This is a genomic window from Nonomuraea sp. NPDC052116 (assembly GCF_040680035.1).
Classification (GTDB): Bacteria; Actinomycetota; Actinomycetes; order Streptosporangiales; family Streptosporangiaceae; genus Nonomuraea; species Nonomuraea angiospora_A.
Genome location: NZ_JBFAWA010000013.1, coordinates 188030 through 211529 on the forward strand (window position 1 = coordinate 188030; position 23500 = coordinate 211529).

Consider the following 23500-nt stretch of genomic DNA (forward strand, 5'->3'; position numbering starts at 1 on the left):
GCCAGAGTAACGAGCGGTGATCTCGGCCAGGGATCCGTTTGAGGAAGAATCGGACCGTTCCATCGACGCTTGGAGGCGGCCCTGGATGGGAAATATGCGGATTGTTAGCCTTTCAGGAGGTTCTCCTGGTGCTCGAGAGACTCAATGGACAAACTCTCTGACGACGACCTGGCGCTGTTACTGCTGATCCGATTCTTCGAGCTGAAGCTGCTCTCGCTCTTCGAGCGCGGCGAGCTCAACGGCACCACGCACACCTGCCTCGGCCAGGAGTACGTCCCCGTAGCCCTGCGGACGCTCCTGCGCGAGAGCGACTGGATCTTCAGCAACCACCGGGGCCATGGCCACTATCTGGCCAGGTTCGAGGACCCGGAGGGGCTGCTGGCCGAGATCATGGGCAGGAAGGGGGCGATCTGCGACGGCGTCGGCGGCAGCCAGCACCTCAAGCGCGACCGCTACCTGTCCACCGGCGTCCAGGGCCAGAGCCTGCCCGTGGCGGCCGGGGTCGCGTTGCGGCTGAAGCGGCACGAGCCGGGCGCGCTGGCGTGCGTCTACATCGGCGACGGCACCTGGGGCGAGGGAGCCGTGTACGAGGCGCTCAACCTGGCCCAGCTCTGGCGGCTCCCGCTTCTGGTCGTGGTCGAGCACAACGGCATCGCCCAGTCCACGCCGACGGGGCTGCAGATGGCGGGCACGGTGGAGGGGCGGGCGCTGGCGTTCGGCGTGGCGCACCACCGGGTGGACATCGCGGAAATTCACGAAATCCGCGCCCAGTTGGCGCCGCTCGTCGACCGGGCCCGGACGGAGTCGCTTCCGCTGATCGTGGAGTTCGCCACCCATCGCCTCGGCCCTCACAGCAAGGGCGACGACACCCGGCCGCCGGACTTTCCCCGCTTCGACTGGTACGCCGCCTACCAGGCCGCGCACCCCGTACAGTCCGCCGGGATCGAGGCGGAGGCCCGTACCCGGATCGACCGGATCGCGGCCGAGGTCGCCGCCCGTCCGCCGTCCGTCTGGACGCCGGCGTGACGGTCGGCGGGGCGCCCGCGCGCAGGGTGCGGGTCGGTGAGGACCTCAACCGCGCGCTGCACGGGCTCCTCGAGGACGACCCCTCCGTGTACGTCCTGGGCGAGGACCTCCTCGACCCCTACGGCGGCGCCTTCAAGATCACCAAGGGCCTGTCCACCCGCTTCCCCGGCCGCGTGCTCACCACCCCGCTCAGCGAGGGCGCCATCGTCGGCGCGGCCTCGGGGCTGGCGCTGGCGGGCGGCAAGGCGGTCGTGGAGATCATGTTCGCCGACTTCGTGGCGCTCGCCTTCGACCAGATCCTCAACTTCGCCGGCAAATCCGTCACCATGTACGGGACCCGCGTACCCCTCCCGCTGGTGATCCGGTGCCCGTCCGGCGGCCACCGCGGCTACGGCCCCACCCACAGCCAGAGCCCGCAGAAGCACTTCATCGGGATCCCCGGGCTGTCGCTGTTCGAGATGTCGCCCTTCCACGACAACCGGGCCGTGCTCGACCGCATGCTGGCGCTGGGCGAGCCGTGCCTGCTGTTCGAGGACAAGGTGCTCTACACGCGGCGGATGTACGAGGTGGACGAGCTGTTCACGTGGGAGCCGGTGGGCGACGTGGCGGTGGTCCGCCTCGACACCGGGGGACCCGGCGGCCTCGACATCCCCTCCGGCGATCTCGACTACGTGCTGATCACCCCCGGCGGGGTCGCCCACCGCGCGCTGGCCGCCATGCGAACCCTGCTGCTCGACCACGACCTGACCGGCGTCCTGGTGGTCCCCTCGCGCCTGTACCCCTTCGACCCGTCGGAGCTGCTGCCGCTGCTCGGGCGGGCGCCGCTGGTGTGCGTGGCCGAGGACGGCAGCGCGGGCGGCACCTGGGGCGACCACGTGGCCGCCGACCTGCACACCCGCCTCTGGGGCCGCCTGCGGCGCCCGGTCCGGCTGGTCAGCTCGGCGGACAGCGTGATCCCCACGGCCGCCCACCTGGAGCGCGAGGTGCTCGTCCAGGACTCCACGATCCGCCGTGCCGTGCTGGAGGGGTTGGATGGCTGAGATCCGGGTGCCGAAGCTGAACACCAACGACTCGGCGTACGTGCTGCTGGAATGGCTGGTGGCGGATGGCGCGCCGGTGCGGGGGGATGACGTGGTGGCGTCGGTGGAGACGTCCAAGACGGTGGAGGAGCTGGTCAGCGGGCACGACGGGATCCTGGTCCAGCTGATCCCGGCCGGCGCCGACTGCACCCCGGGCCAGCCCATCGCCCACATCACCCCCCACCCCGCACCACCCCCCACCCCACCTCCACCCGCCCCCGCCCCGCTTTCGCCCAGCCCCGCGCCCGCCCCGCCTTCGTTCGCGCTTCCCTCGGCCGTGCCCTCGCTCGCCTCGGGCGCGCTTGCGGCGGTCTCCGGTGACGCCCTGCCCGCTGAAGCGCCGCTGATCACGGCGCCCGCGCGGGCGCTCATCGACGAGCTGGGCATCGACCCCGCCCGCGTGCGCGACCTGCCCGTGAAGGTGGTGCGGCGCGCCGACGTCGAGCGCCTGGCCGCAGCCTGCTCACCCCCGCCCCGCCCGCCGGCATCGCCTGCCACCGAAGGACCCTCGCCGTCCGTGGAGGCCGCCGTCGCGGAGACACCCCCACCGCCCTCGCCCGCCGCCGCGTCACCTGGAGCCGCGCCGGTCGGGGGGAGTGTGCGGGGGTTGAGCGGGAATCAGCAGGCCGTCGGGAGGACGGTGAGCCTTTCGCATCAGACGATCCCCGCCGCCTACACCGCCATCAAAGTGGACGTCGGCAGGGCCACCACAACCGCCCGCGACCTCACCAAGCGCCTGCGCAAGCTCGTCGGCCTGCCCGACCTCCTCATCGCCGCCGTCGCGCGCCTGCACCAGGACTTCCCGCTGTGCTTCGCCACTCTCATGGACGAGGGCACGGCGGCCGTCCCCGACGCCCCCAACGTGGGTGTCACGATCGATCTCGGCACCGGCCTGTACGTGCCGGTCATCCGCGACGCGCACGGCAAGGGGATCGAGGAGATCGCCGGGGAGCTGGCCGGGTTCCGGCGGCTGGCCCAGCGCGGCGGGTTCAGGCAGGAGCACTTCGACGGCGGCAACATCGTCGTCACCCTGCACCACGACCGCGACATCGTCATGGCCATCCCCATCGTCTTCCCGGGCCAGGCGTGCGCCCTCGCGCTCACCTCGCCGCAGCGGGAAGGCGAGCGCACGGTGGCGGTGATCGGGCTGGCCTACGACCATCGGCTGGTCAACGGCAGGGACGCCGTCCTGTTCCTCCAGGCGCTCAAGGAAGCGCTAGAGGCGGCGTCCTTCGAGGGACTGTAAGCCGACCAGGTCGTCGGGGGCGGCGTCGGCGGCGTCGTCCACCAAGGACGGCAGCCGGGACCGGAGCGCCACGACCGCCAGCACCGCCATCGCGACCGCGAACAGGACGTACATCAACCCCACACCCCGCCCCGCCCCGGTCCCGATCAGCGCGCCGACGGTCGAGGCGAGCGGCCCGTCCGGGGCGAGCAGCGGGTCGAACACCGCCGCCCCGTACGGCGCCACGAGCCCGAACCCCAGCGGCAGCGTCGACCAGGCGATCAGCGTGTTCAGCGCGAACACCCGCCCGTGGAAGCGCTGCGGCACCTTCACCTGCACGATCGTGGCGTAGACCCCGTTGAGCAGCGTCACCCACAACGACATCCCGAACGCCCCGAGCCCGATCGTCACCAGATCCGCCCGCAACCCCGTGACCAGGCAGAACGCGGCCAGCGCGAGCGTGCACCAGAGCACCGCCCGCATCCGCCCGTGGCCCGGCCCGCCCCACACCGTCATGGCTAGGCCGCCGAGCAGCACCCCGAGCCCCGACAGGAACGAGATCCGCCCCACGTCCTGCAGCCCCGCGAACGACAGCACCAGCGGCGAGATCATCAGGAAGAGCGGCGACAGGAACACGTTCAGGACCGCGAAGAACAGCAGCATCCGCCGGAACCCGAGCTGCCCCCACGAATACCGGAACCCGGCCACCAGCTCCGTCATGACCGGCTCCTTGCGCCGCCAGGCCATCGTCCGAGGGAAGCGCACCAGCAGCGTCACGGCGATCGCGAACACGTAGCTGACCACGTCCAGGACCAGGATGCCCCCGAGCCCGACGACCGCCATCAGCCCGGCGGCCGCCAGCGGCACGATGAGCTGCGTCATCCCCCCGGCCATCTGCACGATGCCGTTCGCGTGGCCGAGGTGCCGCTTGGGCACGAGCTGCGGCACCGCCGAGCTGTAGGCGAGGCGCTGGAACGTGAGCGCCACCGACAGCAGCGCGAGCAGCGGGTAGATGTGCCAGGTCTGCAGGTTGCCCGTCCACAGCAGCACGCCGAGCAGGAGCTGCGTCCCGAAGGCGGCGAAATCGCCGCCGAGCATCACGGTACGGCGGTCGCTGCGGTCCACGATGGCGCCCGCCAGCGGGGCCACCACCATGCCCGGCACCAGGCCGAGGACGGCGAGCAGGGCGAACTGGGCCAGGGAGCCGGTGGTGAGGTAGATCCAGAGCGGAATGGCGAACTCGGTCAGCGCCGAGCCCATGATCGACACCAGCTGGCCCCCGGCCACGACCAGGAACCGCCGCATGCTGGGTTGCGGCCCCGCGAGCGGCCCTGCGAGCGGGATCCGAGCCGGGGTCGGGCCGGCGGCGGGGGCTGGCCGAGCGGATGAGGCCGGGGTCGGGGCCGGGTCAGGGGGAGTGGTGGGGACCGAGCGTGCGGATGGGGCTGGGGCTGGGGGCGATGGGGTGAGGTGGGAGGTGTCGTGCAGGCGCCAGTTCGGGCCCGAGGCCGGCTCGCCGGTGTCCAGGGAGAGGTGGGTGCGGGTGACGATCTCGGCCAGCTCCTGCGCCCGATATTTCAGGAAAAAGTGTCCGGCCTCATCCAGCTCCACCACCGCGGCCGTCGGACTCAGGAAGTGCCACTCGCGATACCGCTCCTCGAAGTACTCGGTAGCCGGATCCCGCTCACCCGCCACACTGATCACCGGCGCCCGCAACGGCTCCACCGCGCTCTCGAACAGCCCGGTGAAATACTCCTCCGCCGCCTCCGTGTCCTCGCGCATGTTCCTGATGATGTGCCGCGCCTGCCCCGCATCGAGCTCGCTCATGTCGAGCCCCATCGAGGTCAGCCAGTTGGCGTAGCTGCGGTCGCTGCGCAGGTACTCCCGCCGCGCCAGCCGGGACAGCACCGCCAGCACCCGGTTCCCCGGCCGGGCGAACGGGAAGATCGCCCCGATGTAGACCGCTTCGAGCCGCCGCCCGGCCGCCTCCAGCCGCCGAGCGATCGCGACCGTCAGCGCCGACCCGACCCCGCAGTGCCCGTACAGCGCGAGCGGCCCCCGTACCTTCTCCAGGATCTCCCGCACGCACCGGTCGGCCACCTGCTCCAGGGGCAGCCGGTCCTCGTCCAGCCCCACGTCGTGCCCGGGGATCGCGACCGCCCACAGCGCGTGCGTGGCGGGCAGCGCGTCGGCCAGCGGCTGGTAGGCCACCGCGGCGCCCCCGCCGTACGGGACGCACACGTACGTGAGCTCGGCATGGACGCGGCGCGGCGTCAGCTCGTGCAGCAGCCCGCGCGGCCCGGCGGCGCCGCCGTCGGCGAACGCGGCCAGCTCGCGCACCGTCGGATGCTTGAACAGGTCCACCACCGCGACCGGCGACGGGAGCCGCCTGCGCAGGCGCGCCACGACCTTGATGGCCAGCAGCGAGTGCCCGCCGACGTCGAAGAAGTCGTCGTCGATGCCGAAGTCCGCCCCGTCGAGCACCTCCGCCCAGACGGCGCTCACCAGGCGCTCGGTGTCCGTCTCCGGCGCGGTGCGCGTTCCCGCCGGAGCGGCCGAGGGGGCGGGCAGTCGGCGGCGGTCCACCTTGCCGTTGGCCGTGAGGGGGAGGCTCGGGAGGGCGACGAAACGGGCGGGGATCATGTACGCGGGCAGCGTCTCGGCGAGGTGGGCGCGCAGGCGCACCGGGTCCGGATGCGGCGTGACCACGTACGCGACGAGCTGCGCTCCCGTGCCCCGCCCGTCGGTCGTGACCACGCACTCGGTCACGTCGGGGTGGCGGGCGAGATGGGTCTCGATCTCGCCGAGTTCGATCCGGTAGCCGCGGATCTTGACCTGCGCGTCGGCCCGGCCGAGGAACTCGATGACGCCGTCGGCGGCGTACCGGCCGAGGTCGCCCGTGCGGTAGAGACGCTCGCCGGTGCGGGGGTGGGTGCGGAAGGAGGCGGCCGTCCGCTCGGGGTCGCGCCAGTAGCCGGTGGCCACGCCCGCGCCGCCGATGTACAGGTCGCCGGGCACGCCGACGGGGGTGTCCCGCAGCCCGGGGCCGAGGATGTGGAACGTCTGGTTGGCCAGGGGGCGGCCGTACGGGATGGAGGTCCAGGACGGGTCCACCCGGCCGATCGGGTACGAGATGGACCAGATCGATCCCTCGGTGGCGCCGCCCAGGCTGATGACCTCGGCGTCCGGGGCGAGGGCGCGGATGCGGTCGGGGAGCGTCAGCGGGATCCAGTCGCCCGACAGCAGGACCAGGCGCAGGGAGCGAAGGTCGGTGCCCTCGTGCTCGGCGTGGTCCACCAGGAGCTCCATGAGGGCGGGCACGGAGTTCCAGACGGTGACGCGTTCCCGCTCCACGAGGCGGGCCCAGGCGGCCGGGTCCTTGTCGGCGGCCGGGTCGCCCATGACCAGGGTCGCGCCGACGGCCGCCGCGCCGTAGACGTCGTACACGGACAGGTCGAAGCTCAGGGCCGAGAGCGCGAGGAAGCGGTCGGCGGGGCCGACACGGAAGCGCTGGTTGAGGTCGCGGACGGTGTTCAGGGCGGCCTGATGCTCGATCATCACCCCCTTGGGTGCGCCGGTGGAGCCGGAGGTGAAGATCACGTACGCGAGGTCGTCGGGGGAGGCGGGGCAGTCGAAGGGCGGGGCGTCCGCGTCCGGGAGCACCGCGAGCCGGGTCACCCCGTCCGGCCAGGACAGGTTCAGCCAGGGCTGGGTGACGGCGATCGCGCATCCGCCGCGCTCGATCAGCTCGAAGCGCCGCCGGTCGGGCAGGTCGGCGTCGATCGGCAGGTACGCCGCCCCGGCCGCGTTGATCGCCAGCACCGCGACGACCTGCTCCCAGCCCCGCTCCATCACGACGGCCACCAACTGGCCCGGCCCGGCCCCGGCGGTCCTGAGCTCGGCGGCCAGAGCCCGTACCCGGCGGCGCAGCTCCCCGTACGTGATCTCGCCCCCGGGATGCCGCACCGCCACGGCCCCGCTCTCCGCGCCGGCCATGACCGGCTCGTGCAGCAGGCCAGGCGGGCCGAGGTCGACGGCGGTGTCGTTCCAGCGCCGCCGCTCCTCCAGCTCCCGCGGCGTCAGCAGCTCCAGCTCCGACACCGGCGCCGCCGGATCGGCCGCCACCCCCTCCAGCAGCGTGACCAGATGCCCGGCCATGCGCTCGATCCGCTCGGCGGAGAACAGCGCGGTGTTGTAGACGAACAGGAACGCCCCGCCGCCCCCGGTGTAGAGCTCCAGGTCGAACCGGGTCGCCCACACCCCCGGCTCGAACCCCTCCAGCGTCAGCGGCCCCGGCTCCGGCTCGCCGCCGTAGTTCTGCATGGCGAGGATGACCTGGAACACCGGCGACCTGGACGGCTCCCGCGCCACGTTCAGCTCCGACACCAGCCGCTCGAACGGCACCTCCTGGTGCGAGTACGCGTCCGTGGCCAGCTCCCGCACCCGTCCCAGCAGCTCCGCGAACGACGGATCCCCGGACAGGTCCACCCGCATCGCCAGCATGTTGACGAAGCACCCGATCAGGTTGTCCAGCTCGGGCAGCGACCGCCCGGCCACCGGCGAGCCGATCGCCACGTCGTCCTGCCCCGCGTACCGCCCGAGCAGCACCGCGAAGGCCGCCAGCAGCACCATGTACGGCGTCGCGCGGTGCTCCCCGCCCAGCCGGTCCAGCCGCTCGGCCAGCTCGGGGGCGATCGCGAAGCGGTGCGCCGCCCCGTCGTGGGTCAGCTCGGGCGGCCGCGGCGCGTCGGCCGGCAGCTCCAGGGGCTCCAGCCCGGCCAGCCGGTCGCGCCAGTAGCCGACGTCGCCGTCCGCGCGTTCGCGCTGCCAGGCGGCGAAGTCCCCGTACGTGATCGGCAGCTCGAGCGCGGTCCCGCCGGTGCAGAACGCCAGGATCTCGCGCAGCAGGAGGTTCGCCGACCAGCCGTCGGCCGCGATGTGGTGCACGGCCAGCGCCAGCACGTGGTCGTCGGGCGCCAGCCGTACCAGCAGGGCTCTCATGACCGGGCCCGTCACCAGGTCGAACGGCTCCATCAGGAACGGCCCCACCAGCTCCCTGGCCGCCTCCGCCGACCCGGCCGCGGCGACGGTCAGCGGGACCTCGGTCTCGTCCGACACCAGCACGTCCGGCTGCCCGTCCGCGCCGGCGGGGAAGCGGGTGCGCAGCGGCTGGTGGCGTTCGCAGACCCTGCGCAGCGCCGCCGCCAGGACGTCGGGCCGGAGCGGCCCGCGTACCCGTCGCACCAGCGGGATCGTGTAGGTGGCGTTCCCGGGGGCGTACTGCTCCATGAACCACAGCCGCTCCTGCGCGTACGACAGGGGCGGGGGCCGGTCGGCGGGCAGCGCGGGGATGACCGGCCGCGATCCGCCGCGCCTGCGCAGCCGCTGGGTGAGCAGCGCCCGCTGTGCCTGGGTCAGCTCGGTCATGGGCCTTCCTCCGTCAGTCTCATGACCTGCTCGTCGGACAGCCCCGCCACCTCGGCCACCAGCGCCTGCTCGACGGCCTGCGCCAGCGCCGCCACGGTGCGGCGGTCGAACAGCGTACGGATCGGCAGATCCACCCCCGCCAGGGCGCGCAAGCGGGCGGCCACCCGGATGGCGAGCAGCGAGTGGCCGCCGAGGGCGAAGAAGTCGTCGAACGCGCCGATCTTGTCCGCGCCCAGCACCTCCGCCCAGACGTCGGCCACCAGCTCCTCGGCGTCCGTCCTGGGCGGCGTGTCGTCGCTCCCGACCGGAGCGTCCGGCTCGGGGAGCGCGGCCCGGTCGAGCTTGCCGTTGCGGGTGAGGGGCAGCGCGTCGAGCAGCACCCAGCGCGCGGGCACCAGGTACGGCGGCAGCGCCCGCGCGACGTGCTCGGCCAGGCTCCCGGCGCCGGTCTCCCCACGCGGCACCACGTACGCCACCAGGTCGCCCTCTCGCGCGAGCACGGCCGCCTGCCGGACGTCGGGATGGGTGAGCAGGCAGTGCTCGACCTCGCCCGGCTCGACGCGGAACCCGCGCACCTTGACCTGGGCGTCCAGGCGCCCGAGGAACTCCAACCGGCCGTCGCGCCGCAGCCGCACCCGGTCGCCCGTCCGGAAGTAGCGGCCCTCCGGCAGGGTCACGAACGGCGTATCGGGGGCGTTGAGGTAGCCGCGGGCCACGCCGGGGCCGCCGACGTACAGCTCGCCGGGCGTGCCCGGCGGGGTGGGCGCCCCGTGGCGGTCGAGGACCCGGACGGGGGTCGCTTCCACCGGGCGGCCGATCGGCGGGTGCGGGTCCCCGCCCTCCAGTTCCGCGTGCGTGGCGATGATCGTCGCCTCCGTGGGGCCGTACGTGTTGACCAGCCGCACCCGGTCGCCGAAGCGTTCGCGCCAGCGGTCCACGGCCTGCGCGCGCACCTGCTCGCCGCCGAGGATCACCAGGCGGAGCCCGTCCGGCCAGGGGATCTCGTCGATCAGGTCCACCAGGTGGTGGAAGTAGGCGGTGGGCAGGTCGAGCACGGTGACGTCGGGCCGCCGGGCGAGCAGGTCGGGCAGGGTGGCGCCGCCGCCGGGCAGCAGCTCGACCGTGGCGCCCGCGGCCAGCGCGGGGAAGATCTCCTCGGCGTGGGTGTCGAAGCTAAGCGAGGCGAGCTGGACGACGCGGTCGCCGGGACGCAGTCCGTACGCGGTGCGCATCCACCGGACCCGCTCGGCCAGCCCGGCGTGCTCGACGGCGACACCTTTGGGGGTGCCGGTGGAGCCCGAGGTGTAGATCACGTACGCCAGGCCGGGCCGGCGTTCCCCGGCGCCCGGTCCCGGCTCGATCCCCGCCGTGACGACGAGGGACGTCCCCGCGGCCATCGCGCGCAGGCGCTCCGGCGGGTACTCGGGGTCCAGGGGCACGTAGGCGGCGCCCACCCGCCAGATCGCCAGCATGGCCACCACCGCCTCGACCGAGCGGCCCGTCCGGAGCCCGATCAGGTCCCCTTCGCCCGCGCCCCGCCCGGCCAGCTCACCGGCCAGCCGCGCCACCCGCCGCTCCAGCTCGGCGTACCTCACGGCCTCGGCGCCGCAGCTCACGGCCACCTCGCCGGGGTGCGCCGACCCCGACTCGGCGATGAGCCCTCCGACGGTCCCCACGCTGCCCAAAAGAGGGCCCGCCGGAGGGCGGTCCAGCGACGCGAGCAGGGCCTCGTCGGACGGCGTCAGCACGGGCAGGCGCGACAAGGGCACCTGCCGGTTGCCCGGGTCGGCCACCCCCCGCAGCACCACCGCGAACCGCTCCGCCAGCTCCGCCACCGTCTCCGCGTCGAACAACCCCGCGTCGTACCCGAACGCCACCCGCAGCCGCCCGGGCGACCGCCACGCCTCCACGGTCAGGTCGAACTTGGCCTGCCGGTACCCGTCGTCGAAGAACGACATCCGCACCGGGCCGAGGCGGTCGCGTTCGCCGTCGGCGGTCTGGCTGTTCAGGGTGAACAGGGTCTGGAACATCGGCTTCCTGGCCAGGTCCCGTTCCACGTCCAGCTCGGCCAGCAGCTGCTCGAACGGCACGTCGTGATGGGCCATCGCGTCCAGGACCGTCCTGCGCGTCCGGGCCAGCAGCTCCTCCAGCGCCGGGTCACCCGACAGGTCGCCGCGCAGGACGAGCGTGGTGCTGAGGTAGCCGATGAGGGGCTCCAGCTCCACCCGGTCCCGGCCCGCCGTCGGCGACCCGACCAGCACGTCGTCCTGCCCCGTGTGCCGGGACAGCAGGACCTGGTACGCCGCCAGCAGCACCATGAAGAGCGTCACCCGATGCCGGCGAGCCGTCGACTCCAGCTGGGCGAGCAGCTCGCCCGGCACCTCCAGCAGGTGGAAGTCGCCGCGCGTCGCCCCCGGGCTGTGCGGTCGGTCCGTGCGCAGGTCCAGGGTGGGCGGGTCGGCAAGCTGGGCGCGCCAGTAGCCGAGGGCCGCGCCGCGGTCCTGCTCCCGCCGCCACCCGGCGACGTCCCCGTGCTGCACGGCCAGCGGTGCGAGCTCGGCGGAGGCGTACAGGGCGGCCAGGTCGTCCAGGAAGACGGTGATCGACCAGCCGTCGGCCATGATGTGGTGCAGGACGACGCAGAGCACGTGATCGTCCGGGCTGAGCCGGACGAGCGTGACGCGCAGCGGCGGCGCGGCGCCCAGGTCGAGCGGGGCGTTCGTGCGGGCGGCGACGAGCGCGCGGGCCTCGGCCTCGTCGCGGGCTGCCAGCCGCTCGATCCCGGCGGGCGCGGGCCGCTCGACCACGGCCACCGGCCGCCCGTCCACCTCGGGGAAGCGGGTCCGCAACGACTCGTGCCTGGCGATCAGCCCGGTCAGCGCCCGCTCCAGCGCCGTCTCGTCGAGCGGGCCCTGGAGCCTGCGCACGATGTACATGTTGTACGAGGCGTCGGCGGGATCCAGGCGGTGCAGGAACCACAGGCGTTCCTGGGCGGGGGAGAGCGGCGGCAGCGTGCCGGCCGGGCGCGGCACGAGGGGGCTGCCCGGCTCGCCCGCGAGCTCGTCCAGCGTCGCGGCGAACCCGGCGACCGTGGGATGCGTGAACAGCTCCCGCAGCGGCGCCGCCGTCCCCGCCGCCGCCAGCCGGGCGATCACCCGGGTGGCCAGCAGCGAGTGGCCGCCGAGCGCGAAGAAGTCGTCGTCCGCGCCGAGGTCGCCGGTGCCCAGCACCTCGGCGAAGATCCGCGCCACCTGCCGCTCCCTCGCGGTGACCGGCGCGCCGCCCCGGCCCGCCGCCGGCCGCGCGGGCTCGGGCAGCGCCCGCCGGTCCACCTTCCCGTTGGGGGTCAGCGGCAGGGCCTCCAGGGGCACGACGACCGAGGGCAGCATGTACGAGGGCAGCCACTCGGCCGCCCGCTCCAGCAGATCGTCCGGGACGGCGGGCACCACGTAGGCCACCAGGTCGCCGCCCCGCACCACCACGGCGGCCCGTCGCACCCCCGGGTGCCGCTCCAGGGTGGCCTCGATCTCGCCCGGCTCGACCCGGTGCCCCCGCAGCTTGACCTGGCCGTCCCCGCGCCCCAGGAACTCCAGCGTGCCGTCGGCCAGCCACCGCACCCGGTCGCCCGTCCGGTACCACCCGTCCGGGAACGCCTCCGGCGGCTCGCCCGGCGAGCGCAGGTAGCCGAGGGCCACCCCGGCGCCGCCGATGACCAGTTCCCCGGGGACGCCGATGGGCGCGGTCGAGCCGGAGCGGTCGAGCACCCGTACCGTGGTGTTCGCGAGCGGTCGCCCGATGCTCACCCGGTCGGGGGAGGGCGGCACCTCCCAGGCGGTGGACCAGATCGTGGTCTCGGTCGGCCCGTACATGTTGAGCAGCCGCCCCACCCGCCTGCGCAGCCGCCTGGCCGGCGCGAGCGGCAGCGCCTCGCCCCCGGCCAGCGCCACCAGCCCCGACGGGTCCAGCCCGGCGGACAGCAGCATGCTCCACCCCGACGGCGTGGCCTGCACGTGGGTGACCCCGGACGCGCCGATCAGCCGGGCCAGCGCCACCCCGTCGCGCACGGCGTCGTCGCCGGCCAGCACCAGCCGCCCGCCCGTCACCAGCGGCAGGTACAGCTCCAGCCCGGCGATGTCGAACGACAGCGCCGTGCTGCCCAGCCACACGTCCTCCGGGCGGGAGCCGAGCAGCCGTTCCATCGCGGCCAGCAGGTTGACCAGCGCGGAGTGCGGCACCGCCACCCCCTTGGGCGTGCCGGTGGAGCCCGAGGTGTGCAGCACGTACGCGGGGGCACCGGCCGCCGCCTGTGATGCGGCGAAGGCCGCCTGGGGGGCGGGCTCGATCCGTTCGACGTGCTCGGGCAGGGGTGCCGACGGGCCGGCCAGCGCGGCCCGCACGCCCGCCTGCGCGAGCATGGCCGCGACGCGCCCGGCGGGCAGCGCCGGGTCCACCGGCAGGTACGCGGCCCCCGCCATCATGACGCCCAGCAGCGTCCCCGGCAGCTCGGCCGAGCGCGGCAGGCACACCGCCACCACGGACCCCGGCCCCGCCCCGCGCGCACGCAGCCCCGCCGCGACCAGCCGGGCCCGGGCGGCCACCTCGGCATAGGTGCGCGCCTCCCCGGAGCACTCCACTGCCACGGCGTCCGGCCGCAGCTCCGCCTGCCGCAGGAACAGGTCCACGACCGTGCCGGACGGGACGCCGGCCGCGGTGTCGTTCCAGGAGTCCAGCAGCTCGCGTTCCTCGGGCGGCAGCACCTCCAGCTCGGACACCCGCGCGCCGGGACTGCGGACGACGGAGCCCAGCAGCGCGAGGAAGCGCGCCGCCAGCCGCTCCACCGTGCCCCGCGAGAACAGCTCGGCGCTGTGGACGAACGCACCGCGCAGCCCGCCGCCGTCCGGCCACAGGTCCACGCGCAGGTCCACCATCGCGGGCGGCGTCCCGTGCGGGAACGGCTCGCTCGTCAGCCCGGCGAACGTGGCGGCCTCGCCGTACCCGACCGCCGCGTTGTGCAGCCCGAACATGGTCTGGAACAGCGGCGTGCGGCTGAGGTCGCGTTCGATGTCCAGCGCCGACAGCACCCGCTCGACGGGCGTCTCGCCGTGCGCCATCGCCTCCAGCACGGTCCGGCGGGTGCGTCGCAGCAGCTCCGTGAACGCCGGATCGCCCGACAGGTCGCCCCGCAGCACCAGCGTCGAGGCGAACAGCCCGACCATCGGCTCCAGCTCCGGCCGGCTCCGCCCGGCCGTGGGCGTGCCGACCACGATGTCGTCCTGCCCGGTGTGGCGGGCCAGCAGCGCCTGGTACGCGGCCAGCAGCACCATGAACAGCGTGCACCGCTCCGCCCGGGCGAGCCGCGCCAGCGCCGCCACGAGCGCGGGGTCGAGGTCGAACCAGGTCTCCCCGCCCGCGCTGCCCCGCCGGGCCGGGCGCGGCCGGTCCGCCGGCAGGTCCAGCGGCGCGGCCCCGTCGAGCCTGGCCGTCCAGTGGTCCACGTCCGCGTCCGCCTCGCGCTGCGCGTCGGCGTACTCGGCGTAGGTCGTGGCCAGCTCCGGCAGCCGGGCGGGGGTGCCGTCCAGGCGGGCCGCGTAGCACCTGGCCAGGTCGTCCATGAGCACGTTCAGCGACCAGCCGTCGCCGATGATGTGGTGCAGGACGACGCACAGCACGTGGTCGCCGGGGGAGAGCCGGACCAGCGTCACGCGCAGGGGCGGCGCGGAGCCCAGCTCGAAGGGGGTGTTCGCGCGCTCTTCGAGCAGCCGCGCGGCCTGCTCGGGCGTGTCCAGGGTGACGCGCTCGACCGGTACGGGGCCGGGCGGCTCGACGATCGCGACCGGCTGCCCGTCGTGGTCGGGGAAGCGGGTGCGCAGCGATTCGTGCCGCGTCACCACGTCGCCGAACGCGCCGGTCAGGGCGTCGGCGTCGAGCGGGCCGGAGATCCGCCGCACGACGGCCACGCGGTAGGCCGGGTCGGCCGGGTCGAGCCGGTGCAGGAACCAGAGCCGTTCCTGGCCGAGGGAGATCATGCGCGCAGCTCGCTGACCGCCGCCGCCACCCCGGCGACCGTCGGATCGTCGAGGAACACGTCGAACGGCACCTCGACGCCGAGCCGTTTCCTGATCCGGGCGCCGATCTGGGTGATGGTCAGCGAGTGGCCGCCGAGGTCGTACAGGTCCTCGTCGGGGGCGAGCTCCTCGATCCGCAGGACCTCCATCCAGATCTGGCGTATCTGCTCGACCAGCTCGCCGTCCACCGTCCCCGCCGTTGCATCCGGTACGGGGGCCTCGACCGGCGCGGGCGCCGCCATCGGCGCGGCGGTGGGCAGGGGCAGGTCGGCGAGCCGGAGGCCGGGGTCGGCGGCGAGCACGGCCCGCAGGTGCTCCCCGGCCCGCTCGACGTGCTCGCGCCCGATGACGTCGGGGCTGTGGTGCAGGGTGAGCCGGAGCCCGTCGTCGCCGTCCACGGCCTGCAGGTGCAGGACGTTCCTGACCATGTGGTTGGACATCTTCCACTCGGCCACCACGCCCAGCCCCGGGAAGACCACGTCGGCCGCGCGCCGCCGGAAGCTGATCGACACCGGTGCCAGCGCGGGGCGCGGCCGGATGCCGCCCGCGGCCCTGGCCGCGGGGATGTCGCGGAAGCGGTTCAGCTCGCGCAGCCGCGCCCGCAGGTCGTGGGCCAGCTCCGCGAGCGTGGTGTCCGGCGTGGGCGCGGAGTAGAGCGGTAACTCGGTGGCGAACAGGCCGATGTGCTCCCTGGTCTCCGGCCGCCGGGTGGACATGGCGACCGCGACCGCCGGCTCGGCGTTGCCGTACCGGAAGAGCAGGGCGTGCACGGCAGCCAGGAACAGCTCGAACCGCGTGACCCCGACCCCCTCCCAGCCGGACATCTCGCCCGTCAGGTCGAGCAGGACCGTCTCGCCGCGGCCGGCCGTCCGCGCGGTCCCGGCCATCCCGTCGATGACCACCGTCGGCCGGTCGCGCCAGTGCTCGTGCCAGTACGCCGCGGCCTCGGGCGGGATCGTGGCGGCGGCTCCGTACGGCATGGGCAGCGGCGGCAGGGGCCCGCCCGAGTACGCCGCCGCCAGGTCGCGCACCAGCAGGTCCTTCGACATGCCGTCGAACACCAGGTGGTGCCCCACGAACAGCAGCAGATGCCGCGCCGGCCCCACCTCCGCCAGCGTGAACCGCGCCAGCGGCCCCCGCCCCAGGTCGAACGGCCGCGCGATCTCCTCGCGGAGCAGGTCGTCCGTGTCCGCCGCCCCGGCGAACGCGACCGGCGGCCGGTCGGCGGCGGGGACCAGGTGCAGCTCCCCGTCGCGGTCCTCGAACGCGCACCCCAGCACCGGGTGGCGGGCGAGCACCGACTCGCACGCCTTCAGCATCGCCCCCCGGTCCAGCGGGCCGTCGAACCACAGGGCGAACGGCATGTGGTACGCCGTGCCGCCGCCGTGCATCATCTCGGTGATCCACATGCCGTGCTGGGCCTGCGATGCCAGGACCATCGTCACTCCTCTGCCATACGGCGCAGTTCCCGCTTGATGACCTTGCCCGCGGCGTTCCTGGGCAGGGCGTCCAGGGTGAGCAGCACCGTGGGCAGCTCGTGCCCGGCCAGCCGGGTGCTCAGGAAGGCCCGCACGTCGCTGAGCGCCAGCGGCCCGGTGGCCACCACCGCGGCGGCCACCGCCGTGCCCATCACCGGGTGCGGCACCCCGAACACCGACGCGTCCGCCACGGCCGGGTGCTCGTGCAGCGCCGACTCGACCTGGATCGTCGAGACCTTGAACGCGCCCGACTTGATCACGTCGCTCTCCCGGTCGACGAGGTACAGGTAGCCCTCGTCGTCGAGGCGGCCGAGATCGCCCATGCGCACCCAGCCGTCCTGGAACGCGCTGTCTTTGCCGGGGCCGTAGTAGGCGCGGGGATGGGCGGCGGCGCGTAGCCACACCTCGCCCGTCTCGCCGGGCGCCACGGGGGTGCCGTCCGCGTTCGCGATCCTGAGCCGGGAGCCGCCCGCCGCGCGGCCGAGCGAGCCGGGCCGGTCCGCGTCGTAGATCATGATGGTCTGAGCCGGGGCGGCCTCGGTGGAGGTGTAGTAGTTGGCGACGGTCGCGTTCGGGAACACGGCGGTCAGGCCGGCGGCGATCGACGGGGGCAGCGCGGCGGCGGCCGAGCCGAGCAGCAGCACGCTGGACAGGTCGTGGCGGTCCTGCACGCGGGCGTTGAGGAGCTCGGCGGCCATCGCGGGGACGACGAAGACGGTGCCGGCCGCGTACTCCTCGATCAGGGCGGCGAAGCGGGCCGGGGTGAAGAGCGGGAGCGTCACCACCGCAGGGGCGGCGGTGAGGGAGTGGAGCAGCATCACCTGGCCGGCGTTCGTGCCGATGGGGAAGGCGTGCACCAGATGCCGGGAATGGGCGAACGGGCGGCGCTTGGGGTGGACGGGAGGGGAGGTCAGGTTCGCGTGGGTGGCGGCGACACCCTTGGGCCTGCCCGTCGTGCCGGAGGTGTAGAGGATCTGGGCGAGCGAGAGCGGATCCGGGGCCTCCGTCTTCTCGCGGACGGCGGGTCCCGACAGGAGCGTTGCCAACGGGATGAGGGCCGGCCCCGGTGGGAGCGCCGGGCCCCCGCCGCCGTGGACGACCGTCGTCGCCCCGCAGTCCTCGATCATGTACGCCAGCTCCGGCGGGGCGAGCCGGTCCGAGAGCGGCACCGCCACGCCGCCCGCCTTCAGCACGGCCATCCAGCTCACCGCGTAGTCCAGCCACTCGCGGGCGCCGAAGACCAGCGCGACCCGATCGCCCTTGAGCGGTCCTGGGAGCGCGCGGGCGGCGGCGGTGGAGCGCTCGTCCCACTCCGCCAGGGTCAGGCTGCCCTGGCCGGCGACGATCAGCGCGGTGTGGTCGGGATCGGTGGCGGCTCGGGACGTCAGGAGATCGGGCACTGGAAGGGCCGACGGAACCACCCCCAGAATTTTTTTCGTCGTGCCGCTTGACGCTAGAAAAAATGCACACACGCGTCAAGCCCTTACCTATAGGCGCTTGCCGACGTCTGGCACCGCGTGACACACTCGCCCCGGATTCCCCGACGAGGGAGGGTTCACCAGGTGCTGATGGATGGGGAGCTTCGCGAACGGCTCGCCGACATGATCGCCAAGGCCGCCGACGGGGCGGTCGATCCGGCCGAGGTGCTGTCCGGGCAGACCCGGCTGAGCGATCTCGGCGTCACTTCTCTGGCCTACTTACGACTGATCGACGCGGTGGAGGCCGAGTTCGGGGTGGAGCTCGACCCCACGGCCATCGACAGCCTGGACGCGCTGGTGGACTACGTCCGGCTCCATGGCTGACCCCGGTGAGGTGCCGGCCAGGGACGGGCCGCTGACCTGGGGGCAGCAGGACATCTGGCGGGCGGTCGTCGCCGCCGCGCCGCAGGAGCGCTACCTCAACATCGCCCGGGTCTTCGCCGCGCCCAAGCGTCCGGTGAGCGTGGAGCGCGCCGCGCTGGCCCTCGAACGGCTGGTCGCCCGGCACGAGTCGCTCCGCACCCGGCTCACGGGGCCGCGCGACGCGCCGCTCCAGCGGGTCTGGCCGTCCGCGTGCCCGCCGTACGAGGTGGTCGAGTCGGGGCCGACCGAGCCGGGGCCGGTGGAGTCGATGGCGGTCGGTTCGGGGGAGCTTGGCTCTGGGACGGTCCGGTCGGTTCGGGCCGAGGAAGTGAGCCCGGTTCCCGCCGGGGAAGTGAGCTCGGTTCTGGCCGAGCGGCTGGCGGCCGAGCCGTTCGCTTACTGGGAGGAGTGGCCGCTGCGGGTGGCGTTCGTGGTGGCCGGGGGATATGTCCGGCACATCGTCCTGGTCCTCTGCCATCTCGCCGCCGACGGCCACGCGGCCGAACTCGTGGTCAAGGACTTCCGCCTGCTCCTGATCCGGGACTCCCTGCCACCCCTGCGCAGCGCCCCACCCCGGGAGCTCGCCGCCTGGGAGCACTCGCCCGAGGGGAGGCGGGTGTCGGGGGAGGCGATCGGGTTCTGGCTGGAGGAGTACGCCCGGATGGACCCCGTGCCGCCGTCTTCGCACGTACCGGGGGAGCCGCGGTTCGTGGAGACCACCATGCGCTCGCCCGCGCTGGCCGCCGCCGCGCAGGAGGTCGCCGCGCGCAACCGGGTCAGCTCCTCGACGGTGCTGCTCGCGGGCGCGATGCGGGTGGCCGGAGGGCTGACCGGGCAGCGGTTCTGTGGGATGCGGGTGATCGTGAACAACCGCTTCGCGGCCGGGCGGCGCGACGTGGTGTCCACGGTCTCGCAGGAGGCGCTGGTGGTGCTGGACCTGCGTACGGAGTCCTTCGACGCGCTGGTGCGCCAGGCGTGGGGGACGGCGCTGCGGGCGTACCGGCAGGCGCAGTACGACCCGTACGCGATGGAGGAGGCGGTCAGCCGGGTGGGGCCGGGGATCCGGTCGTTCGGCTGCTTCAACGACCAGCGGCTCGTCCAGGAGGACGGCCAGGTCGCCGTTCTGGAGGGCAAGACCGAGGTGGCCAGGACGGACGCGATGGACCGCAACATCTGCGACTTCCGCCTGCACGTCGGCGGCGAGCCGGGCCGCATGGAGGTCTCCTGCTACGCCGACACCGCCCTGCTGCCCCCACCGGGCATCGAACAGTACCTGCTGGACCTGGAAGCCCTGATCGTGGAGGCGGCCCGTACATGAGCCTGTACGCGGAGGCGACGTCGTGCGCGCAGGGGGAGGAGCTCCGCTTCCGGCTCCTCGACGACGGCGGCGGCCCGATCGTGGTGGAGGACGTGCCGTCGGGCCGGGTCGTCATGGAGGACGTCTCCTCCGGCGGCCGCTCCTGGACCCTGAAGGTAGGCGACGACTGGCCCAGCTCCCTCTATCGAGCCATTTATCACGACACCAGCGCATATTTCGTCGTACGTAGCTCCGTGCCCGCTTCGCCCATCCTCGTGTCGATCCCGTTCCCCACCTGGGAGGCGTACAACCGGCCCGGCGTCCCCGGCGAGGGCCTCTACCAGTCGGAGCAGCCCGACCGCGCCGTCAAGGTCACCTTCGACCGGCCGGGCGCGGGGCCGCAGATCGAGGAGTGGGAGCTCGGCCTGCTCCGCTGGCTCGGCCCGGCGGGCTACACCGTCGACTACTGCTCGGGCCTGGACCTGCACGGCGGCCTCGACCTCCTCTCCCGCTACCGGCTCCTGGTCATCAACGGCCATGACGAGTACTGGTCGTGGGAGATGCGGGACGCGGCGGAGGCATTTGCCCGCCGTGGCGGAAATATCGCCATATTCTCCGGCAACACCTGCTGGTGGCAGGTCCGCTTCGAGGACGACCTCCGTACCATGGTCTGCTACCGCGACGCCACCGCCGACCCCATGGCCGCCACCGACCCCGGCAGGGTCACGGTCGAATGGCCGAGCGACCCCGTCAACCGGCCCGAGAACACCCTCACCGGCCTCACCTTCAGGAACGGCGCCGGCTGCTGGGTGGACTCGCGCGTCATGTCCGAGGAGTCCTACACCGCCAGATTCGCCGGCCACTGGGTCTTCGAGGGAACGGGGCTCGCGGACGGCGACACGTTCGGGAGAGGCGCGATCGGCTACGAGACGGACGCGGCCGACCTGGAATGGGTGGCCGGCGTCCCCCGGGCGACCGGCCGCGACGGCACACCCCCGTCCTTCGTCGTCCTCGCCACGGCCGACCTGTCCCACTGGCGCCGCTACGGCAAGGGCGGGGCCGCCACGATGGGCCTCCACCGCCTCGGGGCGGGCACCGTCTTCAACGCCGGCACCATCAACTGGGGCAACACCCTCGACGACCCGGCCCTGGCCACCATCACCCGCAACATCCTCAACCGCCTCTCCCACCCACCCACGACTCCCACCTGGGACCCCATCGGCCCCACCCCCGCACCCGCTTCCCCACCTCCGGCCCTCACCCCAGGCCGGGCTCCCGCGCCGCCTTCGGCATCACCGGCTTCCACGCCACACCCGGCGACCAGGTCGGCTTCAGGACCTCCGGCTCCTATGCCACGTCCGGCCTCCGCGTCGGGGGACGTCGAGGCGAGCGGTGCCTTCGTGCGGGCGCTCGTGTGCTGCGAGAACCGTCTCTACGCCGCATGCTGGGACGGGAGCCTCGCCGTCAGGGACGTATGCGGCCAGAACCTCCCATGGCAGACGATCGACGAGACCGACGCGATCGCGCTCGCCGCCCCCCGGGAAGCGCACGGCGGCCCGCCCGCCGGGCTGTACGGCGTCGCCCCCGACGGCACCATCCGTTACCGCGACCCCGTGCCGGCTCCGAAGCCGTGGCGGGACGTCAGCCGGGCGCCAGAGGGCACCATCGCCCTGGCGGTCGTGGACGAAGGGCTGTTCGCCGTCACCTCCGGGGACGAGCTGTGGCACTTGCCCATCAGGCGGCTCGGCGTCCACGACTGGAGGAGCGTCGGCCCGGCCGCCGGTGCGGTGAGCCTGACCGCGATGAACGGCCGGCTGTTCGCCGTCTCGGCCGACCGGATCCTCGTACGGACGGCCGAGCGACACGAGGCCGGTTGGCACGACCTTGGCCCCGCCGAAGGGCACACCGTCGTAGCCGCCACCGCAGGACGGCTCATCGGCGCGGCACCCGACGGCGCCCTCCGCTGGCGATCACTGCCGTAGAGCAAGCGCCGACCACCGTCGCCAAGCCTGCCAACGAGCGGCCGCCCTGCGGATCGGCCCATCACGTGGATGCGATGTTCGGCCTGGACCTCAGACCACTTCTACCCCGTCCCGAGCGCCGGGCCGGCCACGCCCCGCCTCGAAGGCTGAATCACCTTCGCCGCCCTCGCCCGGACGGCGCGGCGCATCCGCCAGGGCGCCCTGGTCACCAGTGTTCGCTACCGGCACCCGGCCGTGCCGGCCAACGTGGCCGCCACCCTCGACATCGTCTCCGGGGCCGGCCGGAGCGAGGAGGAGTCCGCCAAGCTCAGTCGTACAGCCACGAGGCCAGGAGACGGCTGAGTCTTGGCATGACGATCCAGGTCATGAGTGCGGTGAGGACGGGCAGGAGCAGCGCGAACCGCAGCGGTGGTGGGAGCGGGGACAGGAGCGGTTCGGCGATGGTGGTGATGGCGAGCAGCAGGATGTAGAGGGCCGTGAGGGTGATGAGCCAGGTCTTCCAGCGGGCGGGCGGGCGTACGACCTGGCCGTCGGTGGGTGCGAACCAGCCGTCGAGGCCGGTCAGGTCGCGTTCGAGGGGCGGCGAGTCGACCAGGTCGGCCGACTCGGCGATCAGGACCGCGCGGTCGGGTGAGGATCTCCAGGCGGCCAGCCGCTCGGCATCGGCGAAGCGGTAGACGATCGCGTACTCGCCGCCTCCCTCGGATGGGGGGATGACCGTCATGCCCTGGCTGCCGTGCGCGGCGGCCAAGGAGCGGACGCGTTCGAGGAAGGCCTCGAACTCCTGCTCTCTGCCCGCCCGCACGCGTCGGGTGACCAGGACGATCATGGCAGCAGGTCGGTGACCAGGGTGACGGCCTCGTGCAGCTCGCGCCGATCCTGGTAGCGGCTGAAGTGGACGCCGTCGGGGGTGACCAGGGCCTTGGCGCCCAGGTGTTCGGCGAACAGCCGCACATGCTCGAGGGGGTCGGGGGTGAGCACCGGGTCGTCGATGGCGGCCAGCACCCGGAACTGCCCGGCGGCGCGACGGATGCGGTCCCAGTCGAAGCCATCCTGGAAGAACGGGGCGAGTTGGTCGTAGCCGACCTCGTGGGCCATGGAGGCGACCAGCACGACGCCGGCGTAGGGGCCCTCGCGGCCGACGTCGTGCTGCTGTAGCAGGCGGAGCAGGTTGACGCCGCCCAAGCTGTGCCCGACCAGGACGGTGTCGCGGGGGTCGTCCACCTCGGCGGTCACGGCCTTGAGCCAGGGTCCGGGCTGTGGCGCCTGAGGGTCGGGCATCTGCGGGACCCGCACGTCGTGAGGGCTCAGCTCGGCGGCCAGGTGGCCGTACCACGCCTGGTCGGGGGAGCTGGCGTATTCGTGCGAGATGACGACACGGCTCATGAGGTTCCAATCGAATCGCTACGTTTCGTTTCGATTGAAAGGTAGGCTACGGTGATCTACATGTCAACCGAGCGCAGGGGCGGGCGCACCCGCAGCCCCGAGGCCCACCAGGCGGTCCTGACCGCCGCCGCCGAACTGCTGGAGGAGCACGGCTACCAGACCCTGACCATCGAGAAGATCGCCGCGCGCTCCGGGGTCGCCAAGAGCACCATCTACCGGTGGTGGCGCTCCCGGCCTGAGCTGGTGATGGAGGCCTATACCCAGACCGTCGACCGGCGGATGCCCGAGCCCGACACCGGATCGGTGCAGAGCGATCTCACCGTCTTCGTCACCGAGCTCTATCGGGTGGTGAAGCATCCACTGCGCGTCCGCACGCTGCGCGGGCTGATGGCCGAAGCCCAGCTCGACGAGGACTTCCGCGAACCGTTCCGCGCCTGGGTGAACAGCCGCCGCGCGATCGTAGCCCACCTCCTGGAACGAGGCGTCGAACGCGGCGAACTCGACCCCGGCCTGGACGTCGGCCACGCGACGGACCTGATCTTCGGACCGTTCTGGTACCGGCTGCTCGTGGAACACGAACCACTCGACCCCGCCGACGCGGCGGCCCACGTGACCCGACTGATCAAGGGACTCAGACGAACACAAGGGTCAGAGGCTGAATGACAAGGTCGGCTTGCTCCAGCGGACCACTTGC

Annotated in this window: 13 protein-coding genes; 7 read left to right on the forward strand and 6 right to left on the reverse strand. The window is 73.5% G+C overall.

Going from position 1 to position 23500, the window contains the following annotated elements:
• Positions 1 to 144 precede the first annotated feature (144 nt).
• From AB0L65_RS25820 to AB0L65_RS25830, 3 genes are read left to right on the forward strand one after another with little or no spacing between them, the layout of a single operon-like run.
• The gene (locus AB0L65_RS25820; protein WP_364249628.1) at positions 145 to 1026 is read left to right on the forward strand and encodes a thiamine pyrophosphate-dependent dehydrogenase E1 component subunit alpha; all 882 of its coding nucleotides are present in this window, start codon (positions 145 to 147) and stop codon (positions 1024 to 1026) included.
• Positions 1023 to 2066 carry a transketolase C-terminal domain-containing protein gene (locus AB0L65_RS25825; RefSeq protein ID WP_364249631.1) on the forward strand — a complete coding sequence of 348 codons (1044 nt, stop codon included), beginning with the start codon at positions 1023 to 1025 and terminating at the stop codon, positions 2064 to 2066. Before AB0L65_RS25820 ends, AB0L65_RS25825 begins: the two co-directional genes overlap by 4 nt.
• A complete protein-coding gene (locus tag AB0L65_RS25830) occupies positions 2059 to 3351 on the forward strand; it encodes a 2-oxo acid dehydrogenase subunit E2 (RefSeq protein ID WP_364249634.1) in 1293 nt (430 codons plus the stop codon). Before AB0L65_RS25825 ends, AB0L65_RS25830 begins: the two co-directional genes overlap by 8 nt.
• Here the strand turns inward: AB0L65_RS25830 and AB0L65_RS25835 are convergent.
• From AB0L65_RS25835 to AB0L65_RS25850, 4 genes are read right to left on the reverse strand one after another with little or no spacing between them, the layout of a single operon-like run.
• Positions 3322 to 8757 carry an amino acid adenylation domain-containing protein gene (locus AB0L65_RS25835; protein ID WP_364249637.1) on the reverse strand — a complete coding sequence of 1812 codons (5436 nt, stop codon included), beginning with the start codon at positions 8755 to 8757 and terminating at the stop codon, positions 3322 to 3324. The two genes, AB0L65_RS25830 and AB0L65_RS25835, sit on opposite strands and share 30 nt — an antisense overlap.
• A complete protein-coding gene (locus AB0L65_RS25840) occupies positions 8754 to 14783 on the reverse strand; it encodes an amino acid adenylation domain-containing protein (RefSeq protein ID WP_364249640.1) in 6030 nt (2009 codons plus the stop codon). The genes AB0L65_RS25835 and AB0L65_RS25840 overlap by 4 nt, the downstream gene beginning before the upstream one ends.
• Positions 14780 to 16261, reverse strand: a complete 1482-nt coding sequence (locus tag AB0L65_RS25845; protein ID WP_364249643.1) for a condensation domain-containing protein — start codon at positions 16259 to 16261, stop codon at positions 14780 to 14782. The genes AB0L65_RS25840 and AB0L65_RS25845 overlap by 4 nt, the downstream gene beginning before the upstream one ends.
• 2 nt (positions 16262 to 16263) lie before the next feature.
• Positions 16264 to 17700, reverse strand: coding sequence for an AMP-binding protein (locus AB0L65_RS25850; RefSeq protein ID WP_364249646.1), 1437 nt, complete (start codon positions 17698 to 17700; stop codon positions 16264 to 16266).
• A 168-nt stretch (positions 17701 to 17868) separates the two neighbouring features.
• Here AB0L65_RS25850 and AB0L65_RS25855 point away from each other — a divergent pair, with 168 nt between their 5' ends.
• From AB0L65_RS25855 to AB0L65_RS25865, 3 genes are read left to right on the forward strand one after another with little or no spacing between them, the layout of a single operon-like run.
• A complete protein-coding gene (locus AB0L65_RS25855; protein WP_355196023.1) occupies positions 17869 to 18102 on the forward strand; it encodes an acyl carrier protein in 234 nt (77 codons plus the stop codon).
• A complete protein-coding gene (locus AB0L65_RS25860; RefSeq protein WP_364249649.1) occupies positions 18095 to 19459 on the forward strand; it encodes a hypothetical protein in 1365 nt (454 codons plus the stop codon). The genes AB0L65_RS25855 and AB0L65_RS25860 overlap by 8 nt, the downstream gene beginning before the upstream one ends.
• Positions 19456 to 21420, forward strand: a complete 1965-nt coding sequence (locus tag AB0L65_RS25865) for a N,N-dimethylformamidase beta subunit family domain-containing protein (protein ID WP_364249652.1) — start codon at positions 19456 to 19458, stop codon at positions 21418 to 21420. The genes AB0L65_RS25860 and AB0L65_RS25865 overlap by 4 nt, the downstream gene beginning before the upstream one ends.
• A 307-nt stretch (positions 21421 to 21727) precedes the next feature.
• Here AB0L65_RS25865 and AB0L65_RS25870 read toward each other — a convergent pair whose 3' ends face one another.
• Positions 21728 to 22249, reverse strand: coding sequence for an antibiotic biosynthesis monooxygenase (locus AB0L65_RS25870; protein ID WP_364249655.1), 522 nt, complete (start codon positions 22247 to 22249; stop codon positions 21728 to 21730).
• Positions 22246 to 22806, reverse strand: coding sequence for an alpha/beta fold hydrolase (locus AB0L65_RS25875; protein ID WP_364249658.1), 561 nt, complete (start codon positions 22804 to 22806; stop codon positions 22246 to 22248). The genes AB0L65_RS25870 and AB0L65_RS25875 overlap by 4 nt, the downstream gene beginning before the upstream one ends.
• Positions 22807 to 22866: 60 nt before the next feature.
• Here AB0L65_RS25875 and AB0L65_RS25880 point away from each other — a divergent pair, with 60 nt between their 5' ends.
• A complete protein-coding gene (locus AB0L65_RS25880; protein WP_364249661.1) occupies positions 22867 to 23469 on the forward strand; it encodes a TetR/AcrR family transcriptional regulator in 603 nt (200 codons plus the stop codon).
• The last annotated feature ends 31 nt before the right edge of the window (positions 23470 to 23500 follow it).